General features: G+C 64.6%; 19 protein-coding genes. 6 read left to right on the top strand and 13 right to left on the bottom strand.

Annotated elements, in window-relative coordinates; genetic code table 11:
• Nucleotides 1-17: 17 nt before the first annotated feature.
• A complete protein-coding gene (locus tag AC1RMG_RS29330) occupies nt 18-314 on the bottom strand; it encodes a hypothetical protein (RefSeq protein ID WP_019096028.1) in 297 nt (98 codons plus the stop codon).
• Nucleotides 315-750: 436 nt separating this feature from the next.
• On the opposite strand from AC1RMG_RS29330, the gene AC1RMG_RS29325 reads away from it, so the two are divergent.
• Nucleotides 751-1,029 (top strand): type II toxin-antitoxin system RelE/ParE family toxin, encoded by a 279-nt coding sequence (locus AC1RMG_RS29325; RefSeq protein ID WP_011063591.1) that lies wholly within the window; start codon nt 751-753, stop codon nt 1,027-1,029.
• Between the two features lie 15 nt (nt 1,030-1,044).
• A complete protein-coding gene (locus tag AC1RMG_RS29320) occupies nt 1,045-1,335 on the top strand; it encodes a HigA family addiction module antitoxin (RefSeq protein ID WP_265577536.1) in 291 nt (96 codons plus the stop codon).
• Between the two features lie 3 nt (nt 1,336-1,338).
• Here the strand turns inward: AC1RMG_RS29320 and AC1RMG_RS29315 are convergent, their stop codons facing one another.
• On the bottom strand, nt 1,339-1,890 hold the full coding sequence (locus tag AC1RMG_RS29315) for a DJ-1 family glyoxalase III (protein WP_493170848.1): 552 nt from the start codon (nt 1,888-1,890) through the stop codon (nt 1,339-1,341).
• 66 nt (nt 1,891-1,956) lie between these two features.
• The gene (locus AC1RMG_RS29310) at nt 1,957-2,406 is read right to left on the bottom strand and encodes a DUF4879 domain-containing protein (RefSeq protein WP_015637117.1); all 450 of its coding nucleotides are present in this window, start codon (nt 2,404-2,406) and stop codon (nt 1,957-1,959) included.
• A gap of 206 nt (nt 2,407-2,612) precedes the next feature.
• Between AC1RMG_RS29310 and AC1RMG_RS29305 the strand changes: the two genes are divergently transcribed.
• Both AC1RMG_RS29305 and trmA read left to right on the top strand, forming a co-directional pair.
• Entirely contained in the window at nt 2,613-3,905 is a 1,293-nt protein-coding gene (locus tag AC1RMG_RS29305) for an NCS2 family permease (protein WP_015637118.1), read from the top strand.
• On the top strand, nt 3,902-4,981 hold the full coding sequence (gene trmA, locus AC1RMG_RS29300) for a tRNA (uridine(54)-C5)-methyltransferase TrmA (protein WP_123577392.1): 1,080 nt from the start codon (nt 3,902-3,904) through the stop codon (nt 4,979-4,981). Before AC1RMG_RS29305 ends, trmA begins: the two co-directional genes overlap by 4 nt.
• A 171-nt stretch (nt 4,982-5,152) precedes the next feature.
• Here trmA and AC1RMG_RS29295 read toward each other — a convergent pair whose 3' ends face one another.
• From AC1RMG_RS29295 to AC1RMG_RS29265, 7 genes are all read right to left on the bottom strand, one after another.
• Entirely contained in the window at nt 5,153-6,493 is a 1,341-nt protein-coding gene (locus AC1RMG_RS29295) for a TolC family outer membrane protein (RefSeq protein WP_011063597.1), read from the bottom strand.
• Complete coding sequence (locus AC1RMG_RS29290) at nt 6,490-7,839, bottom strand: HlyD family type I secretion periplasmic adaptor subunit (RefSeq protein ID WP_457819574.1); 1,350 nt, start codon at nt 7,837-7,839, stop codon at nt 6,490-6,492. Before AC1RMG_RS29290 ends, AC1RMG_RS29295 begins: the two co-directional genes overlap by 4 nt.
• Nucleotides 7,836-9,632: a type I secretion system permease/ATPase gene (locus AC1RMG_RS29285; protein WP_169893431.1), complete on the bottom strand. Its 1,797-nt coding sequence runs from the start codon at nt 9,630-9,632 to the stop codon at nt 7,836-7,838. Before AC1RMG_RS29285 ends, AC1RMG_RS29290 begins: the two co-directional genes overlap by 4 nt.
• Nucleotides 9,633-9,850: 218 nt before the next feature.
• The gene (locus tag AC1RMG_RS29280; protein ID WP_011063600.1) at nt 9,851-10,468 is read right to left on the bottom strand and encodes a heme acquisition protein HasA; all 618 of its coding nucleotides are present in this window, start codon (nt 10,466-10,468) and stop codon (nt 9,851-9,853) included.
• An 83-nt stretch (nt 10,469-10,551) separates the two neighbouring features.
• The gene (locus AC1RMG_RS29275) at nt 10,552-13,257 is read right to left on the bottom strand and encodes a TonB-dependent receptor (RefSeq protein ID WP_053154025.1); all 2,706 of its coding nucleotides are present in this window, start codon (nt 13,255-13,257) and stop codon (nt 10,552-10,554) included.
• A 131-nt stretch (nt 13,258-13,388) separates the two neighbouring features.
• Nucleotides 13,389-14,402 (bottom strand): FecR family protein, encoded by a 1,014-nt coding sequence (locus AC1RMG_RS29270; RefSeq protein ID WP_015637124.1) that lies wholly within the window; start codon nt 14,400-14,402, stop codon nt 13,389-13,391.
• A gap of 63 nt (nt 14,403-14,465) precedes the next feature.
• The gene (locus AC1RMG_RS29265; RefSeq protein WP_011063603.1) at nt 14,466-14,987 is read right to left on the bottom strand and encodes an RNA polymerase sigma factor; all 522 of its coding nucleotides are present in this window, start codon (nt 14,985-14,987) and stop codon (nt 14,466-14,468) included.
• Nucleotides 14,988-15,246: 259 nt separating this feature from the next.
• On the opposite strand from AC1RMG_RS29265, the gene aroQ reads away from it, so the two are divergent.
• Complete coding sequence (aroQ, locus tag AC1RMG_RS29260) at nt 15,247-15,696, top strand: type II 3-dehydroquinate dehydratase (protein WP_011063604.1); 450 nt, start codon at nt 15,247-15,249, stop codon at nt 15,694-15,696.
• A complete protein-coding gene (locus AC1RMG_RS29255) occupies nt 15,693-16,547 on the top strand; it encodes a shikimate dehydrogenase (RefSeq protein ID WP_210713686.1) in 855 nt (284 codons plus the stop codon). Before aroQ ends, AC1RMG_RS29255 begins: the two co-directional genes overlap by 4 nt.
• A gap of 67 nt (nt 16,548-16,614) precedes the next feature.
• Here AC1RMG_RS29255 and AC1RMG_RS29250 read toward each other — a convergent pair whose 3' ends face one another.
• From AC1RMG_RS29250 to quiC, 3 genes are all read right to left on the bottom strand, one after another.
• Nucleotides 16,615-16,839 (bottom strand): hypothetical protein, encoded by a 225-nt coding sequence (locus tag AC1RMG_RS29250; protein WP_015637127.1) that lies wholly within the window; start codon nt 16,837-16,839, stop codon nt 16,615-16,617.
• A 114-nt stretch (nt 16,840-16,953) separates the two neighbouring features.
• Nucleotides 16,954-17,631, bottom strand: coding sequence for a TetR/AcrR family transcriptional regulator (locus AC1RMG_RS29245; RefSeq protein WP_011063606.1), 678 nt, complete (start codon nt 17,629-17,631; stop codon nt 16,954-16,956).
• Nucleotides 17,632-17,733: 102 nt separating this feature from the next.
• Nucleotides 17,734-19,644 carry a 3-dehydroshikimate dehydratase QuiC gene (quiC, locus tag AC1RMG_RS29240; protein ID WP_011063607.1) on the bottom strand — a complete coding sequence of 637 codons (1,911 nt, stop codon included), beginning with the start codon at nt 19,642-19,644 and terminating at the stop codon, nt 17,734-17,736.
• Nucleotides 19,645-19,782 lie beyond the last annotated feature (138 nt).

Below are 19,782 nucleotides of genomic sequence, written 5' to 3'. Positions count from 1 at the left end.
GCGGCCAGGTTCAAGCCTCAGTGGCTGGGCTGAGCTTCAGCAGCGGCTCGCCATTTCGCCGCCTCCAGCAGGTCGCAACCATCCTGGGTCAGTACATAGAGCACGTCGATGATGTGGGGGATGTCCTTCACATCGCCGTGGCTGAAATTCAGGCAGCAGAGGGTTTCCAGCAGATTGGCAGCCGTGCGCATGCGTTGCTCGGCGGCTTCGTGCAGCGCCTCAGGGGAGGCATTGGCGTTGATAAAAAACACACCTGGCCGGCTTATGTTGGATTTAAGCGGCACATAGTGAGCAGCAGTTTCCGGGGTATTCATCATTAGATCCTTCTTTATGAATGACCGCCCCAATCGTGACCAAACGATGGGTGGCGGACTGTGCACAGGTTGGTCAACCGGGAAGAAGGCACCCGGCACACCCGAAGGTGTCCCGCGCACAGCCCACCATTAAGCGTGCGGACACGAAAAAGTGCCTGCAAACCAGGGTGGCGCGTGCGCCTTCTAATTTCGGGTGACCAAACCCGGCCGCTGAATTGGCAGCGACGGCGCGAACTATAGGGGTGATGGGACGGGCGGTGCAAGAAGCGGCTGGTTAGCCTTTGTTACCCGTTCACAAGCCCCCGCCTGACTCCTTGCCGAACCGAGCTGCGACAGAGAAACGCCCCGTGGGGGGCCTCGTAACAGGTTGTTGATCATTCTCTGCAATACAAAACCGCTACGAAGCGTGTAAGGTATCGCCTTACACTCGCACCCCATGATCAAGTCCTTTCAGCACAAAGGCCTGCGCGCCTTCTATGAAACCGGATCGACTCGTGGAATACGGGCCGAGCATGCACGCCGGTTGGCCCGCCAACTGTCGTTCATGGATCACGCCAGCGAACCGGCAGACCTCAATCTGCCGGGCTGGCGGCTGCACCCGCTCAGGGGCGACCTGCTTGGCTACTGGTCCCTGGTAGTGTCCGGCAACTGGCGAGTGATCTTTCGTTTCGTAGGTTCGGATATCGAGCTGGTGGATTATCTGGACTACCACTGAACAGGAGGCAGGATCATGCCCATCCACAACCCGCCCCACCCCGGTGACACCCTGCGCCTGGATATCTTGCCCGAACTGGGCATCAGCGTGACGGAGCTGGCTCGGCATATCGGCTACGCCCGCCCGCACCTGTCCAAGGTGTTGAACGGCCATGCGCCAATCCGCGCGGAACTGGCGGTCAGGCTGGAGCGCGCCGGAATCGGCAAGGCCAAGGTCTGGCTGGCGGTACAGGCCGATTACGACATCTGGCACACCGAGCAGGAACTGCAACCGGTGATCAAGCCCATCGCGGCCCATGTTGGCTGAGCCCTAAACCAGCAGCTCTCCAGCCACCTTGGCGCGCTTGCCGCGACCGCACAGCGCTTCCACCAAGGCCAGGGCAAACGCCAGGGCCGCGGCGGAGCCCTGGGCGGTGATGCAGTTACCGTCCACCACCACCGGCTGGTCGACAAAGGTGCAGCCCAGCAGATGAAGGCTGGCGCTGGGCAGGCAGGTCATGCGCCGCTGGCGCAGCACGCCATACGCCTGCAAGGCCAGGGCCGGGGCTTCGGCGATGCCGGCGAACAGGCGTCCCGCTGCGGCCTGATCCTTGAGCAGTTGCTGCAGCGGTTGATGGGCCGCCAGGTGCTGGGCGCCCACCGCGCCGCCGGGCAATACGATCAGGTCGAAGCGCTGGGCCAGCACGTCCACCAGCATGGCGTCGGCGGTCAAGCGGGTGCCCCGGGCGCAGGTGAGCATGCGCCGGCCTTCGACGCTGGCGGCCAGCACTTCGACTTCGGCACGGCGCAATACGTCGATCAGGGTCACGCTTTGCAGGTCGTCGATGCCTTCGGCAAGGGTGACCAGGGCTCTGAAGGTCATGGAGATGACTCCGCGTGGAGGTCTTTAGAGCTTAGTCAGCTTTGCCGGCTGCCGTTCAGGGCGCCGTCACTTGATGTAGATCTGCGCGCCCAGGCTGTTGCCCGGGGCGTTGAGCGAGGTGTTGCGAAAGCTGAAGGTGCCCTCCTGCTTGCCCGCCAGGTCGAAGACATAGACATAGCCGACGGTAGTCCCCGAGTTGCCGCAGGGCACATAGCTGGAGCCGTCCTCGCACACCGGCGAACGGGTGCCATCGACCTCGAAGCCGTCCAGGGTCACATGGGGCTCGCGCCCGTAGCCGATCTCCAGCACGTAGACCTTGATGTTCGGGCCGTTGTGATCGCACTGGGTCCGTTCACGGCCGTCGGAGACATCCTCCAGGCCGCAGGAAGGTGACAGCACCTTGAGAATCTCCACCCGGCTCAGCGGCGGGGCCGAGCGCGCCATGGCCGGGGCCGCCAGCCAGCAGGCTGTCGCGCCGAGCAATGCCAGGGCTGTCATTTTCACTGTGCTGCGCATAAATCCCCCCTAAAACCAGGGCGCAGTATGCGCTACTTGCCAGCGCGGCAAAACATCGCCGACGATCGCAGCCATTGGCCCACGCTGCTGGTATGATGCGCGGCTTTTTCCGACCCAGAGCAAATCCGCAGGCACCTTATAAAGTCTGTGCTTTGCTGTTGGAGTCGATACATTCACGGCGCCCGGCGGCGCCACGGGGAGCAGACATGCTGGAAAGGCTGTTTCAACTCAAGGCACACAACACCAACGTGCGCACCGAGATTCTTGCGGGCGTGACCACCTTCCTGGCCATGGCCTACATCCTTTTCGTCAACCCGAGCATTCTCGGCGAGACGGGCATGGACAAGGGCGCAATCTTCGTTGCCACCTGCCTGGCGGCGGCCATCGGTTCCACCGTCATGGGCCTGATCGCCAACTACCCGATCGCCCTGGCACCGGGCATGGGCCTGAACGCCTTCTTCACCTACACCGTGGTCCTGCACATGGGCCACACCTGGCAGGTAGCCCTGGGTGCGGTATTCATCTCGGCGGTGCTGTTCTTCCTGCTGTCGATCTTCCGCATCCGCGAATGGATCATCAACAGCATCCCCCTGCCCCTGCGCTCGGCCATTGCCGCCGGTATCGGCCTGTTCCTGGCGCTGATCGCCCTGCATAACGCCCAGATCGTCGTGGGCAACGAGTCGACCCTGGTGGGCCTGGGCGATCTCAGCAAACCGGCCCCTATCCTCGCGGCCCTGGGTTTTGCCCTGATCGTGGCCCTGGAAGCCCTGAAAGTGCGCGGCGCGGTGCTGATCGGCATCCTCGCGGTGACCGTCGTCTCCATTCTCATGGGCGTCACCCCGTTCGGCGGCGTGACCTCGATGCCACCGTCCCTGGCCCCGACCTTCCTGCAACTGGACATCAAGGGCGCCCTGGATATCGGCCTGATCAGCGTGATCTTCGCCTTCCTGTTCGTCGATCTGTTCGACAACTCTGGCACCCTGATCGGCGTCGCCAAGCGCGCCGGCCTGATGGGCAAGGACGGCCACATGCCGAAAATGGGCCGGGCGCTGATCGCCGACAGCACCGCCGCCATGGCCGGTTCCCTGCTGGGCACCTCGACCACCACCAGCTACATCGAATCCGCGGCGGGCGTGAGCGCCGGCGGCCGCACCGGCCTGACCGCCATCGTGGTGGCGATCATGTTCCTGCTGGCGCTGTTCTTCTCGCCACTGGCAGCCAGCGTGCCCGCCTTCGCCACCGCACCGGCCCTGCTGTTCGTCGCCGTGCTGATGACCTCGGGCCTGGCGGAAATCGACTGGGAAGACATCACCGTCGCCGCTCCCGTGGTCGTCACCGCCCTGGCCATGCCGTTCACCTATTCCATCGCCAACGGCATCGCCTTCGGCTTCATCGCCTGGACCGTGATCAAACTGCTGTCGGGCCGTGCCCGTGAGCTGAACGCGCCCCTGGTGATCCTGTCGATCCTGTTCGTGATCAAGCTCGGTTACCCCGCATGACTTTTGACGCCGCAAGCTACACCACCCAGCTGAATGACAAGGTCGCGCGCTTGCGCGACCTGCTGGCCCCCTTCGATGCGCCCGAGCCTCAGGTCTTCGACTCGCCCCTGCAGCACTTCCGCCTGCGGGCAGAGTTCCGCCTGTGGCGCGAGGCCGGGGAACGGCACTACGCGATGTTCTCCCAGGACGACAAGCGCACGCCGATCCTCATCGAGGAGTTCCCCATCGCCAGCCAGCGCATCAACCAGTTGATGCCCCGGCTCAAGGCCGCCTGGCAAGCCAGCGCGCCCCTGAGCCACAAGCTGTTCCAGGTGGAGTTCCTCACCACCCTGGCCGGCGACGCGATGATCACCCTGTGCTACCACCGCCCGCTGGACGAGCACTGGCACAAGGCCGCGAGCCAGTTGGCCGCCGACCTCAAGGTCAGCGTGATCGGCCGTTCCAAGGGCAAGCGCGAGGTTATCGGCCAGGACTACGTGGTGGAAAAGCTCGAAGTCGGCGGGCGTACCTTCAGCTACCGCCAGCCCGAAGGCGCCTTCACCCAGCCCAACGGCACGGTGAACCAGAAGATGCTCAACTGGGCCTATGAAGCCCTGGGCGAGCGCCAGGACGACCTGCTGGAGCTGTATTGCGGCAACGGCAACTTCACCCTGCCCCTGGCCACCCGGGTGCGCAAGGTGCTGGCCACCGAGATCAGCAAGACCTCGGTGAATGCCGCCTTGAGCAACCTCAGCGAAAACGCTGTGGATAACGTCACCCTGGTGCGTTTGTCGGCCGAAGAGCTGACCGAAGCCCTGAACGAAGTTCGGCCGTTCCGCCGCCTGCAGGGCGTGGACCTCAAGAGCTACGAATTCGGCAGCGTGTTCGTCGACCCGCCTCGGGCCGGCATGGACCCGGACACCTGCGAACTGACCCGGCGCTTCGACAACATCCTGTACATCTCCTGCAACCCGGAGACTCTGGCGGCCAACATCGCCCAGCTGCACGACAGCCACCGCATCACCCGCTGCGCGCTGTTCGACCAGTTCCCCTGGACCCACCATATGGAATCCGGGGTTTTGCTGACCCGCCGCTGATTTGCCGTGCAATAGCCAACAGCCGTCCTCGTGACGGCTGTTTGCATTCTGCCGCCCTCCCACTCCGTAGGAGCCGGCTTGCCGGCGAAGGGGCCCTTGAGCCTTGCGCCAAACTGGCCGACGCTTTCGCTGGCAAGCCAGCTCCTACAGGGGGCGGTACGGCAATGGGGTTCAGCCCAGGGGGCGGAAGTAACCGGCCAGTTGCTGCAGGTCCTGTTCGTTGAGCAGGCCGGCGTAGTACTTGAGCTGGATCCGCGCCAAGAGGTAGGCATGACGGGCATCCGCCAGGTCGCGGCGGGCGGTGAACAGTTGTTGCTCGGCGTCCAGTACATCCAGGTTGACCCGCTCGCCGCCGTGCACGCTCTTCTGGGTCGCGGTCACCAGGGCCTCGGCGGAGCTGACGGCCATTTCATAGGCCCGGACCTTGGCCGCGGCGCTGGTGTTGAGGTTGAACTGCTTGCGCAGTTCGTTGAGGGTGGTGGCGGTCTTGGCATCCAGTTCGAACTGGGCCTGGGACAGCTGGCTGGCCGCCTGGCGGGTCGAGGCCGATACCGAGCCACCGGCAAACAGCGGCAGGCTGACCTGGATGCCCACGGTATTGGTGTCGTACTTCTGGTTGTAGGAGCTTTCCGAATCGGAACTGGTCTGACGGCTGCTGGCATACAAACTCACCTTGGGCAGGTGCCCGGCGCGCTTGCGCTCCACTTCATACTCCGCCACTCGCAGCGCCTGCTGCTGGGACGCCAGGTCCGGGTTGTTGGCCATGGCCAGGTCACGCCAGCTGTCGAAGCGGTTGGGCAGCAGCGGCTGGATCTGGAACTGCCGGGTCAGCGGATCCAGTTCGTCGATCTGCAACGGTTCGCCGACTATGGCTTGCAGCTCGCGCAGGGCGGCATCCTGCTGGTCCTGGGCCTCGATCTCCTGCGCCAGGGCCAGGCTCAGCCGGGCCTGGGTCTCCAGCACATCGGTGCGGGTGCCCTCGCCGCCCTTGAGCAGGCGCTCGTTGAGCTGCAAGCGTTCGGCGTAGGCACGCTTCTGCGCCCGGCTCAGTTCGATACGCTCCTGGGCCAGCAGCGCCTGGCTGTAGGCACTGAGCAGGCGCACCGCCAGTTCCTGGCTCTTGCCGCGAAAGCGTTCGTCGGAAAACAGCGCCTGGGCCGAGCCCTGGCGGTAGCGCGCATAGGCTTCGTAGTCCAGCAGCGGTTGCTGCAGGGTCAGGGTCGAGGCGTAGCTGCGGTAGTCCCGGTCATTGGTGACATCACCGCGAACGGTCTCCTGGGTCACTTCGGACTGGTTGCGCGAATTGTTATAGCTCCAGGACAGGTTCGGCAGCAGCCCGGCACGGCCAATGGCCCGGTTCTCTTCCCCGGCATCGCGCTCCTTGATCGCCGCCTGGAAGGTCGGGTCATTGCGCAAGGCCAGGTCATAGGCGTCCAGCAACCCCAGGGCCTGGACCGACGGGCTGCCCAACAGGCACAGCAGGGGCAGGTAGTAGCACCAGGCTCGAATCATTCTTCCACCAACGCCATGTGAGTCCGGTCCAGCAAGGGCTTGAACAGGTAATTGAGCATCGAGCGTTCGCCGGTACGGACAAAGGCTTCCACCGGCATGCCCGGGCGGATCTGCAAGCCCTGCAACTGCTGCATGCCCTGGGCGCTGACCGTGGCCCGCAGGGTGTAGTAAGGCTCCTCGGTGCGCTCGTCCACCTGCCGGTCGGCGGACACCAGGGTCACCTCCCCCGGCACCCTGGGCGTGGTGCTCTGGTTGAAGGCCGAGAACATCAGTTCCACTGGCAGCCCCGGGTGCACCTTGTCCACCAGTTGCACCGGCACCCGTGCCTCCACCAGCAACGGCTCGTCCTGGGGCACGATGTCCATCAGCGGCTGGCCCGGCTTGATCACCCCGCCCTCGGTGTACACCTCCAGCCCCACCACCACCCCGGCGGCCGGGGCGCGCACCTGGCTGTTGGCCAGTTCGAACTCGGCGGACGCCAGGCGATTGCGCAGGTCTTCGGTACGGATCCGGGTATCGGCCAACTGGCTGCGCAGGTCTTTCTGGAAATCCTCGGTGGTCTGGCGGATGCGCAGGCGCAATTCGAGGATCTGCCGCTGCAACTGGCCGATGCGGCCGAAGTCCTCGGCGATCGAGCCGTCGATCTGCGCGTACAGGCGCTCGCTGTCCAGCAGCCGGTTGCGCGGGATGTAGCCGTCCCGGGCCAGTTCCCGCAGGCCTTGCAGCTGTTCGTTCAAGGCACTGCGCTGTTGCCGCTTGCTGGCCTGGGAATCCCGAGTACCCCGCAGTTGCGCCTCGGAGCCGGCGATGGTCTCGGCGATCCCTTGCTGTTCCATGCTCAGGGCCTGGCGCCGGCTGCTGAACAGCTGCCGTTGCAGGGCCAGGCTGGCGGCCACGTCCGGCTCGCTGGCCAGGGCCTGGAGCTGCGGGTCGAAGACGATATCGCTGGCGCCATCGCGCTCGGCATTCAGCCGCGCTTCGCTGGCCAGCGAGCCCAGGTACTGGCTGCGCAGGGATTGCATCTGGGTGCGCAGCGGCGTCTCGTTGAGGCGCAGCAGCACCTGCCCGGCACTGACCCGGTCGCCCTCCTTGACCTCGATCCGCTCGACGATGCCGCCGCTCTGGTGCTGCACGGTCTTGCGATGGCCCGAGACCATGACCTTGCCCGACACCGCCACGCCCTTGTCCAGCGGCGCCAGGGCGGCCCAGCCGATAAACCCGGCAAAACCTCCCAGCACCAGGAGCCAGCCGAGCCGTGAGTACTTCCTGTCGTCCAGGGACAACACATTGCTGGCGGCCGGCCCCGCGACCGGCGCAGCAGGACCTGTGGATAAACTCGCCTTCATGCCTTTTTCCCTTCGCCGCCGGCCACGCCCAGGCGGTAGTTCATGTTCAAGCTGGTCACCGGGCTGCTCGCCGGATTGCTCATCGGTACAGCCGGCGGCGGCGCGGCCTTGGCCTTCTGGTTCGCCTCCAGCACCCGCGCCGTCGGGCCGTAGGCCTGCAACTGGCCGTCGCGCAGGATCATCAACTGGTCGGTCAGGGTCAGCACGTTGGGCTTGTGGGTGATCAGCACCAGGGTCCGCTGCCGCTGCTTGAGCTGGCTGATGGCTTGCAGCAGCGCCTGCTCACCGGCCTCATCGAGGTTGGAATTGGGCTCGTCGAGCACGATCAGCGCCGGCAGGCCATACAGGGCCCGGGCCAGGCCAATGCGCTGGCGCTGGCCGCCGGACAACCCGGCACCGCCCTCGCCCAGGCGCGTGTCATAGCCCTGGGGCAATTGCAGGATCAGTTCGTGCACCCCGGCCATTTGCGCGGCCTGCAGGACCTGATCCGAGTCCAGCTGGGCAAAACGCGCGATGTTCTCGGCGATGCTGCCGGCGAACAGCTGGATGTCCTGGGGCAGGTAACCGATATGCGGCCCCAGTTGCTGCCTGTCCCACTGAGCCAGGTCTGCGCCATCCAGGCGTACCTTTCCCGTCAGGGGCGTCCAGGCACCGACCAGCAGCCGGGCCAGGGTCGACTTGCCACAGCCGGAAGGGCCGATCACCCCCAGCACCTGGCCAGCCTCCAGGGTGAAACCGAGGTTGCTCAGGGCCGGGCGCCGGCTGCCAGGGGCACAGGCACTCAGCTGCTCGACACTCAACTTGCCCTTGGGCGTCGGCAGGCTCATGCGCGCCGGCCGTGGCGGGTTGGCTTGCAACAACTCGGACAAACGCTCGTAGGCCAGGCGCGCCGAGCTCCATTGCTTCCATACCGCGATCAACTGGTCGATGGGGCTGAGCACGCGGCCCATTAGGATCGAGCCGGCGATCATCATCCCCGGGGTAATCTGGCCCTGCACCGCCAGCCAGGCGCCCAGGCCCAGCACCAGGGACTGCAGGGCCATGCGCACGCCCTTGGACCAGGCGCTGATGGTGGCGGTCTTTTCGCTGGCCAGGTTCTGCTGGGCCAGAAAGCCCTGGTGGCCGATGAACCAGCGCTCGCGCAGGGCGCCGAGCATGCCCATGGCTTCGATCGCGTCGGCATTGCGCAGGTTGGCGGTGGCCTGCTGGCTGGTGATGATCGACAACTGGCTGGCCTGGGCCAGCGGTGCCTGGCAGATATGCTGGTTGATCCAGGCCAGCGCCACCAGCAGCACCGCGCCGGCCAGGGCCAGCAGGCCGAGCCAGGGGTGAAAGAGAAAGATCACCAGCAGGTAGACCGGAAACCAGGGCGCATCGAAGAACGCGAACAAGGCATTGCCGGTGGCGAACTGGCGCAGCGCGGTCAGGTCGTTCAAAGCCTGGCCGGCGGCCTGGGGGCTGCCCTTGAGCTGGGCTTCGAAAGCGGCGTCATACACCCGCTGGTTCAGGCGCATGTCCATCTGGGTACCGAGGTGGATCACCACCTGGCTACGCACCCACTCCAACGCCCCCATCAGGCCGAACAGGCCGAGGATCATCAGCGTCAGCATCAGCAGAGTCATCTGATTGCCCGAGGCCAGCACCCGGTCGTAGACCTGCAGCATGTAAAGGGCCGGGGCCAGCATCAGCAGGTTGATCACCGCCGAGAACAGGCCGATGTTGAAAAAGCCGCCCTTGTAGGCCGTCAAGGCCGCCAGCGTCTCGGAAGCGGCAAGTGGATTCGGCCTGCTCATCAAGGTGTCCTGTGGAGAGTTTAGGGTTATAGGGCCTTCCGCTCGGGCAGAGCGGAACGACAAGAGGCGCGCCCGGTGCGTTGACAGGCACCACGGCGCTCCCCAGAATTTGCCACCGCCGCCGCCCTGGCCTTCGAAAACTCGGGCGACGGAGGTGAGTCAAGCCAGCGAATGGAGGAGCGATCCTGCATTCGCTTTTTTATGCCTCAGGCCTGCACTCAGGCGGCCAGCGCCCAGTCCTGGGCCACGTCCTGCACACCCACCAGGCCAACATCGGCAGCGGCTGCGGCAGCCGGGTTGACGTGAGCAACGCCAGCAGCGGCCAGGTCGTCGAAGGTGGAGTTCACCGACAGGCTTGGGTCGATCGCCTTGAGCAGGGCATCGATCTCGCCGGCCAGCGCCGAGCTGTCGCCACTCATCAGGCCGTAGACCACCTTGTGCACTTCGCCTGCACGGCCTTCTTCCTTCAGGCTGTTGAGGCCCAGGTTGGTGAAACTGACTTCCTGGCTGACCAGGTTGTAGTTGCTGCCCGAACCACCGGCGAGGGTGTCGCCCAGGGAGATAGTGTCCACCGAGCCCCACAGGGTGTGGCTCGGGTTGCTGAACAGGGTGTAGTGCAGGTTGCCGTCGGCGACGAAGGCCGCGTCACTGGCGGTGCTCTTGATGGCGTACTGGGTACCGTCGAACGGGCCCGGGTTGAAGCCACCGGTGTTGGTGCCGTCGACCACTTCGCCTGGGCGGTGGTTGACGTCGCCGAAGTAGGCCGACCAGTCAGTCAGGTATTGCGCAACAGTATTACCGCCGTAGGTAGCGCTGTAAGAGATCGAAATGCTCATGCAAAACTCCAATACATTAGGGGGGTCATGTCCGCAGCACGCCACTGCCTGCTGCGGTTTTGCCCATCAATGGGCAAAAGCGGTCAGAACTGATACTCCACGGTGCCCTGCAAGGTCCGGCCACGGCCGAGGGTGAAGGCCAGGACATCGCCGAGGGGCACCAGGTAGGCGCGGTCGGTGACGTTTTCCATGGCCAGGCGCAGGGTCAGTTCTTCAGTGGCCCGGTAGCTGCCATACAGGTCGTAGACGGTGTAGGGCTTCCAGTCGGCCGGGTAGACGCCGGTCTGGCTCACGGTGCCGGTGGCGGAGCCGGCGATCGAATAGCCGGCGCTGTAGCGGGCCCGGGCGCCTATATCCAGCTTGCGGTCGAAAAAGCGTGCGCCCAGGGTCAGGGTGCCGCGGTCCATGGGCATGTGTTCGGCCGAACCGAGGATCGCCGCATTGCAACGGCTGGCGTTGTTGGCCGCATCATCGGGACGCATGCCGGTGACGATCGCGCCACGCCCGCTGCCATTCTTCACCGGCTGGGTCACGCCCCCCAGCCAGGCGATTTTCGTGCAGAAATCGTTGTCGCCGATCATGCGGGTGTAGTTCAGCTGGCCGTAGGCGCGGCCGGCGTCATAGTCCAGCTGGTACTCCACGCCCTTGAAGCGGGTGCTGCTGAGGTCGTTGACATAGGCACTGTTGCCGATGCCCGGCGAGCCGTAGCCAGGGGGCTGCACACCCATGGCCATATAGATGAAGTCATCGACCCGGGTATCGAAGTACGCCACCTTGATCCCCAGGCGGTCATCGTTGAACCAGAGGTTTTCCTTGAAGACGTTGACCCCCGCTTCCCAGGTGCTGGAACGCTCCGGCTTGAGGAAGGGGTTGGGGAAGGTGCTCTCCGAGCCGCCGCCGTGGGGCCGGCCGGTGATCATGGTTTCGGTCACCGCCGGTGGCCGCCAACCCTTGCCATAGCTGGCGAACAACTGCAGCCATTCGACGCCCGGCTTGACCGACAGGCCGAAGGTCGGCGAGAAGCGCCCTTCCTCGTTGTCGATGTCATAGGCCACCGGCACCGAAATCTGCTGGGGCGTCTTGCCGATCACGAAGGTGCGGGTGTTGATTCCGGTCTCGCCCCGCAGGCGGTAGCGGTCGTAGCGCAAACCGGCGTTGAGGTTCAGCCAGCCGTCGTAGTCGAAGTCCAGGCGGGTGAACAGGCTGCCCAGGGCACGATCGCCCTCGGGGGTCATGCTGGCCGCGGGCGAAGCGCTGACCGCCGACCCTTTGGGCACCGGCTGGCTGGAGTCGGGGCGGACCTTGTCATAGAAGAATTCCAGGCCGTAGTTGGCCTTCAGCGTGGCCAGCTCGCCGAGCGCGAAGGTCGAGGTGTTCTGCGCCTGAGCGCCATAGGTGTCGGTCTGGTAGGTGATCGAGTAGCCGGGGCTGCTGCGCCGGGTCAGGGTGCTCTGGTCGTTGCTGTTGTCGACGTAGTAGAGCTTGGCCTTGAAGTCGATCAGCGGGTTGTCCGGGGTGTAGCTGTAGTCGAGGCCGAAGTTCTGCGAGCGCACATCGCTGCTGCCGAGCTTTTCCCAGAGCTGTTGCTTGTTCTCGACGTTCATCATGTTGGCGTCGTCGTAGGACACCTGGGTGGTCAGGTAGCTCAGTTGCAGACGCTGGTCCTGGGGCAGGTTGAGCCCCAGCTTGGCCAGGCGCGAACGCATCACGGAAGCGGAATAGGCCACCTTGGAATTCTTCACCCGGTCATTGATCGACGGGTCCATCCAACTGCCGGTACGCAGCTCGCCAATGCCGCCCTTGGTCCCCGGGTTGTAGTCCCCCAGGTGCCGTTCACTGGCGGCCAGCAGCATGTCCCAGACCTCGGTGCCGATGGCGAAGGCGGTGCTGCCGATGAAATGGGTGCCGTTGCTGCGGCCACCCAGGCCGCTGGTCACGCGGATCCGGCCACCGATTTCCTGGCCGGGCTTGAGCAGGTCACGGGCTTCGACGGTGCGAAAATTGGCGACCCCGCCAATCACCCCGGCGCCGCCCATGGTCGAAGTGGCGCCCTTCTCCACCACCACCTCGGAGAGCAGCTCGGGGTCGACGTAGAGGGTGCCGTTGCGCTGCTGGTGGCCGCTCTGCTGGTAGTTCTGGCGCATGCCGTCCACCGACATGTTGACCCGGCCATAGTCCTGGAGGCCGCGGATATTCACGGACAGGCCCGGGTCCTGCTGGCTGACTGCCGAATACACACCGGAGGTTTCCTCCAGCATGTCGGCCGCGTGCCGGGGCGGGTTGCGATCGAGCTGCTCGCGGCCGACCACGCTCACCGAACGTGGCGCGTTATACACCCAGTCGCTCTGGCGGCCTTCGAGGTTGCCGGAGATGGTGGTGGGCGCCAGGGCCAGGGCGCCGTCACGGCCGGTTTCCACCCGGTTCAGGGTCACTTGGCGCTCGCCGGTGAAGCGGTACTGCACCGGCGCATTGCCCAGCAGCCGCGCCAGGCCCTCCTCGGCGCTGTAGCGGCCCTTGAGCGGCGAGCTGTGCAAGCCATGCAGGCGCAGGCTGTCGAACAGCACCTGCACCCCGGCCTGCTCGGCAAACACCAGCACCGCACTGCCGAGAGCCTGGGCGGGGATATCGAAATCCATCTCGCGTTGCTGCTGGGCGCTCTGTGGGGCTGCACCCACAGGCTCTGCCGCGTGCAGCAAACCGCCTCCTGCCAACAGCCCTGCGACGCCCAAGTGAATGGCCAGGGCCAAACGACTTGCTGCGTGAATTCCAGTGCGACTGCCTACCCTCATGTCCCTTGTTCCTGCGCTGGCTATCTTTGTTTATGCGAATGCATCTCAATTAGCTAGACGTGCCAGGCAGGAAAACTCAGTAAGGTTTTTTTGAATTATTTTGCACAAGGGTGGAAAAAGGCCCGCAGGCCTCAGTAAATCAGGCTGACGCCGGCCAGGTCGAAACGCTGCACCTGCAATTCCTGGGTCAGGGTAACCAGGGCTGCATCGAGCATGTCCAGGCGGAAGACACCGCTGACCTGACGCTGGGCCAGGGCACTGTTGGTCAGCACCACCCGCCCGGGCCGATAGCGATTGAGGCGCTCCACCACCAGGCCCAGGGGCTGGCGGTCGAACACCAGGACACCGCGCCGCCAACTGGTGGCCCGCTGCAGGTCGAGCCCATCAAGCGCCACCACCCCCGACTGCGGGTCATAGCGCACGCTCTGCCCCTCTTGCAGCACCCGCTCGGAGGCCCCGCGTTGCGCCGGGGCATCCAGGCTCACCGCGACACTGTGCTGCAACACGCCGACCCAGGCTTGTTGAGCGCTCTCGCGCCCGACCACGAAACGGGTGCCCAGGGCGCGGGTCTGGCCGCCGGCACTCTGCACGATAAAAGGTCGTTTTTCCTCGCCGGCCATGGGCGCCACGTCAAACACCGCGGAGCCGGCCAGCAATTGAACCTGGCGCTTGTCGCCGCTGTAGTCCAGGCGAATGGCGCTGCCCGAATCCAGCTCAACCTGGCTGCCATCGGCCAGTTGTACGGTGCGCACCTCGCCCTTGCCGGTAAGGTAGTCAGCCTGCAGGTACAGCAGCGCCTGCGGCCCTTGCAGCCAGCCCAGGGCCACCGCCAGTACCAGCATCGCCACGCTGGCGGCCCGCACCAGCCGGCGTCGACGGCGCGGGCGCGGTATTGTCGCCGCAGGCCGCGCCGCCTGGCGCCGTGGTGGGGCAGTGGCCGCCAGTTCGGGGTCCAGGCGCAACTCGCCCAGGGCCTCCCAGGTCTGCCGGGCAAACACCAGAGCCTGGGGATGACGCGGGTCGGCGGCCTGCCATTGGGCAAGCTGCGCCTGCTCGGTGGCGCTCAGGCCTCCCGCGTGCAAACGCACCGCCCAGTCGGCGGCGGCCTCGGTGATACTGCGCTCTTGCGGACCCTGGCTATTCACGTGTGAATCTCGATTTCTCGTTATATATAAGCAGTGACGTCTGACCCCGACTTTTACCGTAACTCACTCGTCGACCGGCCGACCGTCGGTAGCCTGCAAGCGCTGCATCACATAGGCCAGCGCCCGGGACAGGTGCTTTTGCACCGAGCTGTCGGAAATATTCAGGTGCCGGGCCACCTCGGCGTGGGTCATGCCTTCGATACGGTTGAGGCGAAAGATTTCCTGGGTCCGCGGGGGCAGTTCCATGATCGCCTGTTTCAGTGCCTTGCGCTGTTGCTGCGCCATCGCCTGAGCCTCCAGCCCGGCCGCCTCATCCTCGATGTCGGCCAGCACTTCATGGGGCACGGTCTCGGTCTTGCGCCGCGCCTCCTGACGTACATGGTCGATCAGCAGATTGTTCGCCGTGCGGTAGAGATAGCCCTGGGAGTTGTCGATACGCTCGCCGCGCGTGTGCTCGGCCAGCCGCAGGAAACTCTCCTGCACCAGATCAGCGGCCAACTGCGGGTCCCGTATCTTGCGCGCCAGGTACCCACGCAAGGCAGCGGCATGCTTGAGAAACAGTCCCTTGAGATCCACGTCCGACAAACCGACTCCCTGGAACATGAAGGAAATTGCCGGGCATCTTACGGTCAGTCGAGAATGATTTTCAATTGATATAAGCACTCATTGGCGGCAGCCTTGCACCTGCGAGCCCTACGCTGCCGTTCGATTACCGAACACTTAATCCGCCCGCCCCCCGTTGTGCATCTACCGCCAATTGACCAAATTAACCAGTTAGTACAATTTACCTTTCAACGCCTCGTACGCTCTCCCGAGGCCGACAATAACAACGGAGATTTACCCCATGCGTCCTATCGTTCTGGTGCTCAACGGCCCGAACCTGAACCTGCTCGGCACCCGCGAGCCGGCCACTTACGGCCACGAAACCCTGGCTGACATTTCCGCCCTGTGCGGCCGCGCCGCCGAGGAGTTCGGCCTCGCCGTGGAGTTTCGTCAGACCAACCACGAAGGCGAGTTGCTCGACTGGATCCACGGGGCGCGTGGTCGCTGCGCCGGCATCCTGATCAACCCGGCCGCCTGGACCCACACCTCGGTGGCAATCCGTGACGCCCTGGTGGCCAGCGAGCTGCCGGTGATCGAAGTGCACCTGTCCAACGTCCACGCGCGCGAACCGTTTCGCCATCACTCCTTCGTTTCCGCCATCGCACAGGCGGTGATGTGCGGCTTTGGCAGCCATGGCTATCGCCTGGCGCTGGAACACTTCAGCCAGCGGTTCAAGGAGCAAGGCGCATGAGCCGGCAAGCCAGCGTTCTGGCCGGGCTGATTGGCGCCGGCATCCAGGCCTCCCGCACCCCGGCCCTGCACGAACAAGAGGGCGATGCCCAGCATTTGCGCTACCTGTACCGCTTGATCGACCTGGATCAACTGGGCCTGGACAGCAGCGCCCTACCCGACCTGTTGCGCGCCGCCGAGCAGATGAGCTTCACCGGTCTGAACATCACCTTTCCCTGCAAGCAGAGCATCCTGCCGCTGCTCGACGAACTGTCCCCGGAAGCCCGGGGCATCGGTGCGGTGAACACCGTGGTGCTCAAGGATGGCAAACGAGTCGGCCACAACACCGACTGCCTGGGTTTTGCCGAGGGCTTTCGCCGCGGCCTGCCGGACGTGGCAAGGCGCCAGGTGGTGCAGATGGGCGCCGGCGGTGCCGGGGCCGCAGTGGCTCACGCCCTGCTGAGTGAAGGCGTGGAGCAACTGAACATTTTTGACGTGGAGCCGCAGCGGGCGCAAAGCCTGGCGGACAACCTCAACCAGCATTTCGGCAGCGCCCGGGCCCGGGCAGGCGGTGATCTGTCGAGTGCCCTGCACAGCGCCGACGGGCTGGTGAACACCACGCCCATGGGCATGGCCAAGCTGCCGGGCATGCCGGTGCCGGTGGAACTGCTGCGAGCGCAGTTGTGGGTTGCCGAGATCGTCTACTTTCCCCTGGAAACCGAACTGCTGCGCAACGCCCGGGCCCTGGGTTGCAGGACCCTGGACGGCGGCACCATGGCGGTGTTCCAGGCGGTCAAGGCGTTCGAGCTGTTCAGCGGCCAACGCGCGGACCCGCAGCGCATGCTGGCGCACTTTCACAGCATGAACGGCTGAGACAGGCTTCGGTAGCAGCTGCTGCCTTCAGGGCGCTGGCGAGCCTGCGGCAGCGGCTACAGCCTGCTTAGTCGGATTTGAGCTGCAGGCGCGAGAGCAGGCCGATCAGCAGCACATTGAAGAGAATCATCAGCAGGCTGCCGAGGATGCCCACCAGGCTGATCACCGACGACGGCAACCAGTCGAACATGCTGAACCCGGTGAGGGACAGCAGGCGCTCGCCGAACCAGAACGTGTCGACCACGATCATCAGGATCAGGATTATTTTCAGGGTTGGAACGGGGTTGCCCATGGTGCCTTCCTTGTCGTGGTGCAGGTTGCAGAAGCCTTGGTGGCGATGGCGATCTTACGGGCGCTTTCGCTGACAAGCCAGCGCCTGCCAAGCCAGCGCCTACAAAGAGTGGGATCAGGCCTGCAGGTAGCGCAGCACCGACTCGCAGATCATCTCCCGGTGGCGTTGCTTGATGCCTTCATCCGGCAGGTCGATCTGGAAGATCTCGCCAAAGGTGTGGCGGTTCGAGACCCGGTAGAAACAGAACGAGCTGATCAGCAAATGCACGTCCAGCGGATCCAGGCCGCCGCGGAACACGCCTTCGCGCGCGCCGCGCTCGAGGATCTCGCCCAGGGCATGGAGAATGGTGTTGTTCATGGCCTTGATCACGCCGGACTGCTTCACGTACTCGGCCTTGTGGATGTTCTCGATGCTGACGATACGCACGAAATCGACGTTGCGGTCGTGGTGATCGAAGGTGAACTCCACCAGCCGGCGAATCGCTTCCTGCGGCGCCAGCTCTGCCAGGTGCAGGCGGCTCTCGGTGCTGCGGATATCGCCGTAGAGCTTCTCCAGCACCTCGACGTACAGCTGCTCCTTGCTGCCGAAGTAGTAATAGATCATGCGCTTGGAGGTATGGATGCGTTCGGCGATCGCATCCACTCGCGCGCCGGACAAGCCCTGCTGGACGAACTCGACAATGGCTTCTTGAAGGATGTTCTCGCGGGTCTTTTCCGGGTTGTTCTTGCGACTCTTGCGCGGTTCGAGAGCAGGCTCATCGGGCGCAATCGAGCGTTCACTGGTCATTGTCATTCTGGGCTCACGGCCATCACTGCACACGCGGGCGATTATGGGCCGCGTCACCCTGCGAAAGAAAGCGCGACGGCGGCCGTTACCGCCGTCGTTAACAATCTTCTACAACTTGGCCTGGCGCACGGCACCGCTGCGTGATTTGGCCATGGCCGCCAGGCGCACCGCGACGTTGGCCGCACCGTAGCCGGCATAGCCGTTCTTGCGCTGGATGATCTCGAAGAAGAAGCGCCCTTCGAAGGGCTCGGTGTAGACGTGAAACAGCTCGCCGCCCTGGGCATCGCGGTCGTAGAGGACGTTGTAGTAGGCCAGTTCGCTGAGAAATTCGTCGTCGAAATCAAAGCGTGCCGCCAGGTCGTCGTAGTAGTTGAGCGGGATGTCCAGCAGCGGCACGCCAGCCTCCTTGGCCCGGCTGACTTCGGCAAAGATGTCGTCGCAATCGAAAGCGATGTGGTGCACCCCGGAACCGCGATAGCTGGACAAAGCATGGGAGATCGCAGTATTGCGGTTTTCCGAGATGTTCAGTGGCAGGCGGATCGAGCTGCAACGGCTGCGCAGGGCGCGGCTTTTCACCAGGCCGTAGGGGTCGGGCAGCACCACTTCGTCGTCGGCCTCGAAGTCCAGCAGGCTCTTGTAGAACAGCACCCAGCTGTCCAGGCTGTCCGCCGGCAGGGCCATGGCCATGTGGTCGATGCGCTTGAGGCCGCCCTTGGCCACCACGCCGCTGTGCATATTGAAATCGGTGTCGTACAGGTGCTGGCCGCCCTGCTGCTGATCCACCAGGTAGATCAGGCTGCCATCGGGCTCGCGCACCGCCGCCAGCTCCAGCTCATTGGGGCCCACCAGGCCGCGATAGGGCTGGCCCTTGTAGGCCACCGCCCGCTCCAGGGCCTTGGCGCTGTCCTTGACCCGGATTGCCGTGGCACACACCGAAGGGCCGTGGGCCTCGAAAAAACTGTGGGCGAAGGAATAGGGCTCGGAGTTGAGGATCAGGTTGATATCCCCTTGGCGCATCAGGCTGACGCTCTTGGAGCGATGCTGCCCGGCCCTGGCGAAACCCAGGCGCTCCAGCCAGCCGCCGAGCTTGGCGCCCAGGGCCTCGTCCACGGCGAACTCGAGAAACTCGGTGCCGCCATAGGCCTGCACCGCAGGCGGCGCGAACAGGGTGTCGATGTTCGCCACCGGCTGGCCTTCCTGCAGCAGGCGCTCGCGGGTCTTCTCTTCCAGGTACAGCAGCGAGCGCAAGCCATCGGCGGCGTTGGCCCGCGGCGGCGCGGCGCGAAAGCCGTCGTTGAAGATCTCCAGGGACAGCGGCCCGGTGTAGCCGCTCTTGATGATCGGCGCCAGAAAGCCCGGCAGGTCGAATTCGCCCTGGCCGGGGAAGCAGCGGAAATGCCGGCTCCACTCCAGCACATCCATGGCCAGGATCGGCGCATCGGCCATCTGCACGAAGAAGATCTTGTCCCCCGGAATCTCGGCAATCGCCGCCGGGTCGCCCTTGAGCGACAGGGTGTGGAAGCTGTCCAGCAACACCCCGAGGCTTGGGTGATCGGCGCTGCGCACGATGTCCCAGACCTGTTGATAAGTATTCACGTGACGGCCCCAGGCCAGGGCTTCGTAGCCGATGCGCAGGCCCCGGGCACCGGCCCGCTCGGCCAGCAGGTGCAGGTCGTCGATGAGGATCTGCCGGTCCCCCAGGCTGTCCGCCGAGGCGTTGCTGCACACCAGCACCAGGTCGGTGCCCAATTCCTGCATCAGGTCGAACTTGCGCTCGGCGCGCTCCAGGTTGCGCGGCAGGCGGTCGCGACGGCAGCCCTCGAAATCCCGGAATGGCTGGAACAGGGTGATGGCAATGCCCAGGTCGGCGCACATCTGCTTGATTTCCCGAGGGCTGCCGTCGTAGTAGAGCAGGTCGTTCTCGAAGATCTCCACGCCGTCGAACCCGGCGGCGGCGATGGCTTCGAGTTTTTCCGGCAGGGTACCGCTCAGGGACACGGTGGCAATGGAACGCTGCATGATTCGACTCCCGGGTAAGGACGGCCAGTCGGGCACAGGGGGACCGCGGCTTTTTATTGGATGTTGCGGATTATTCCACAGGCCTTGTTAAAGTGTACGAACCAGTTAGTTTTGTGTTCGATTATCGAACAAAATACA

Source organism: Pseudomonas sp. GW822-FHT04H02 (genome assembly GCF_058800645.1).
Note: the sequence above shows the minus strand (reverse complement) of the source record. Positions and strands in the feature narration are given on the sequence as shown.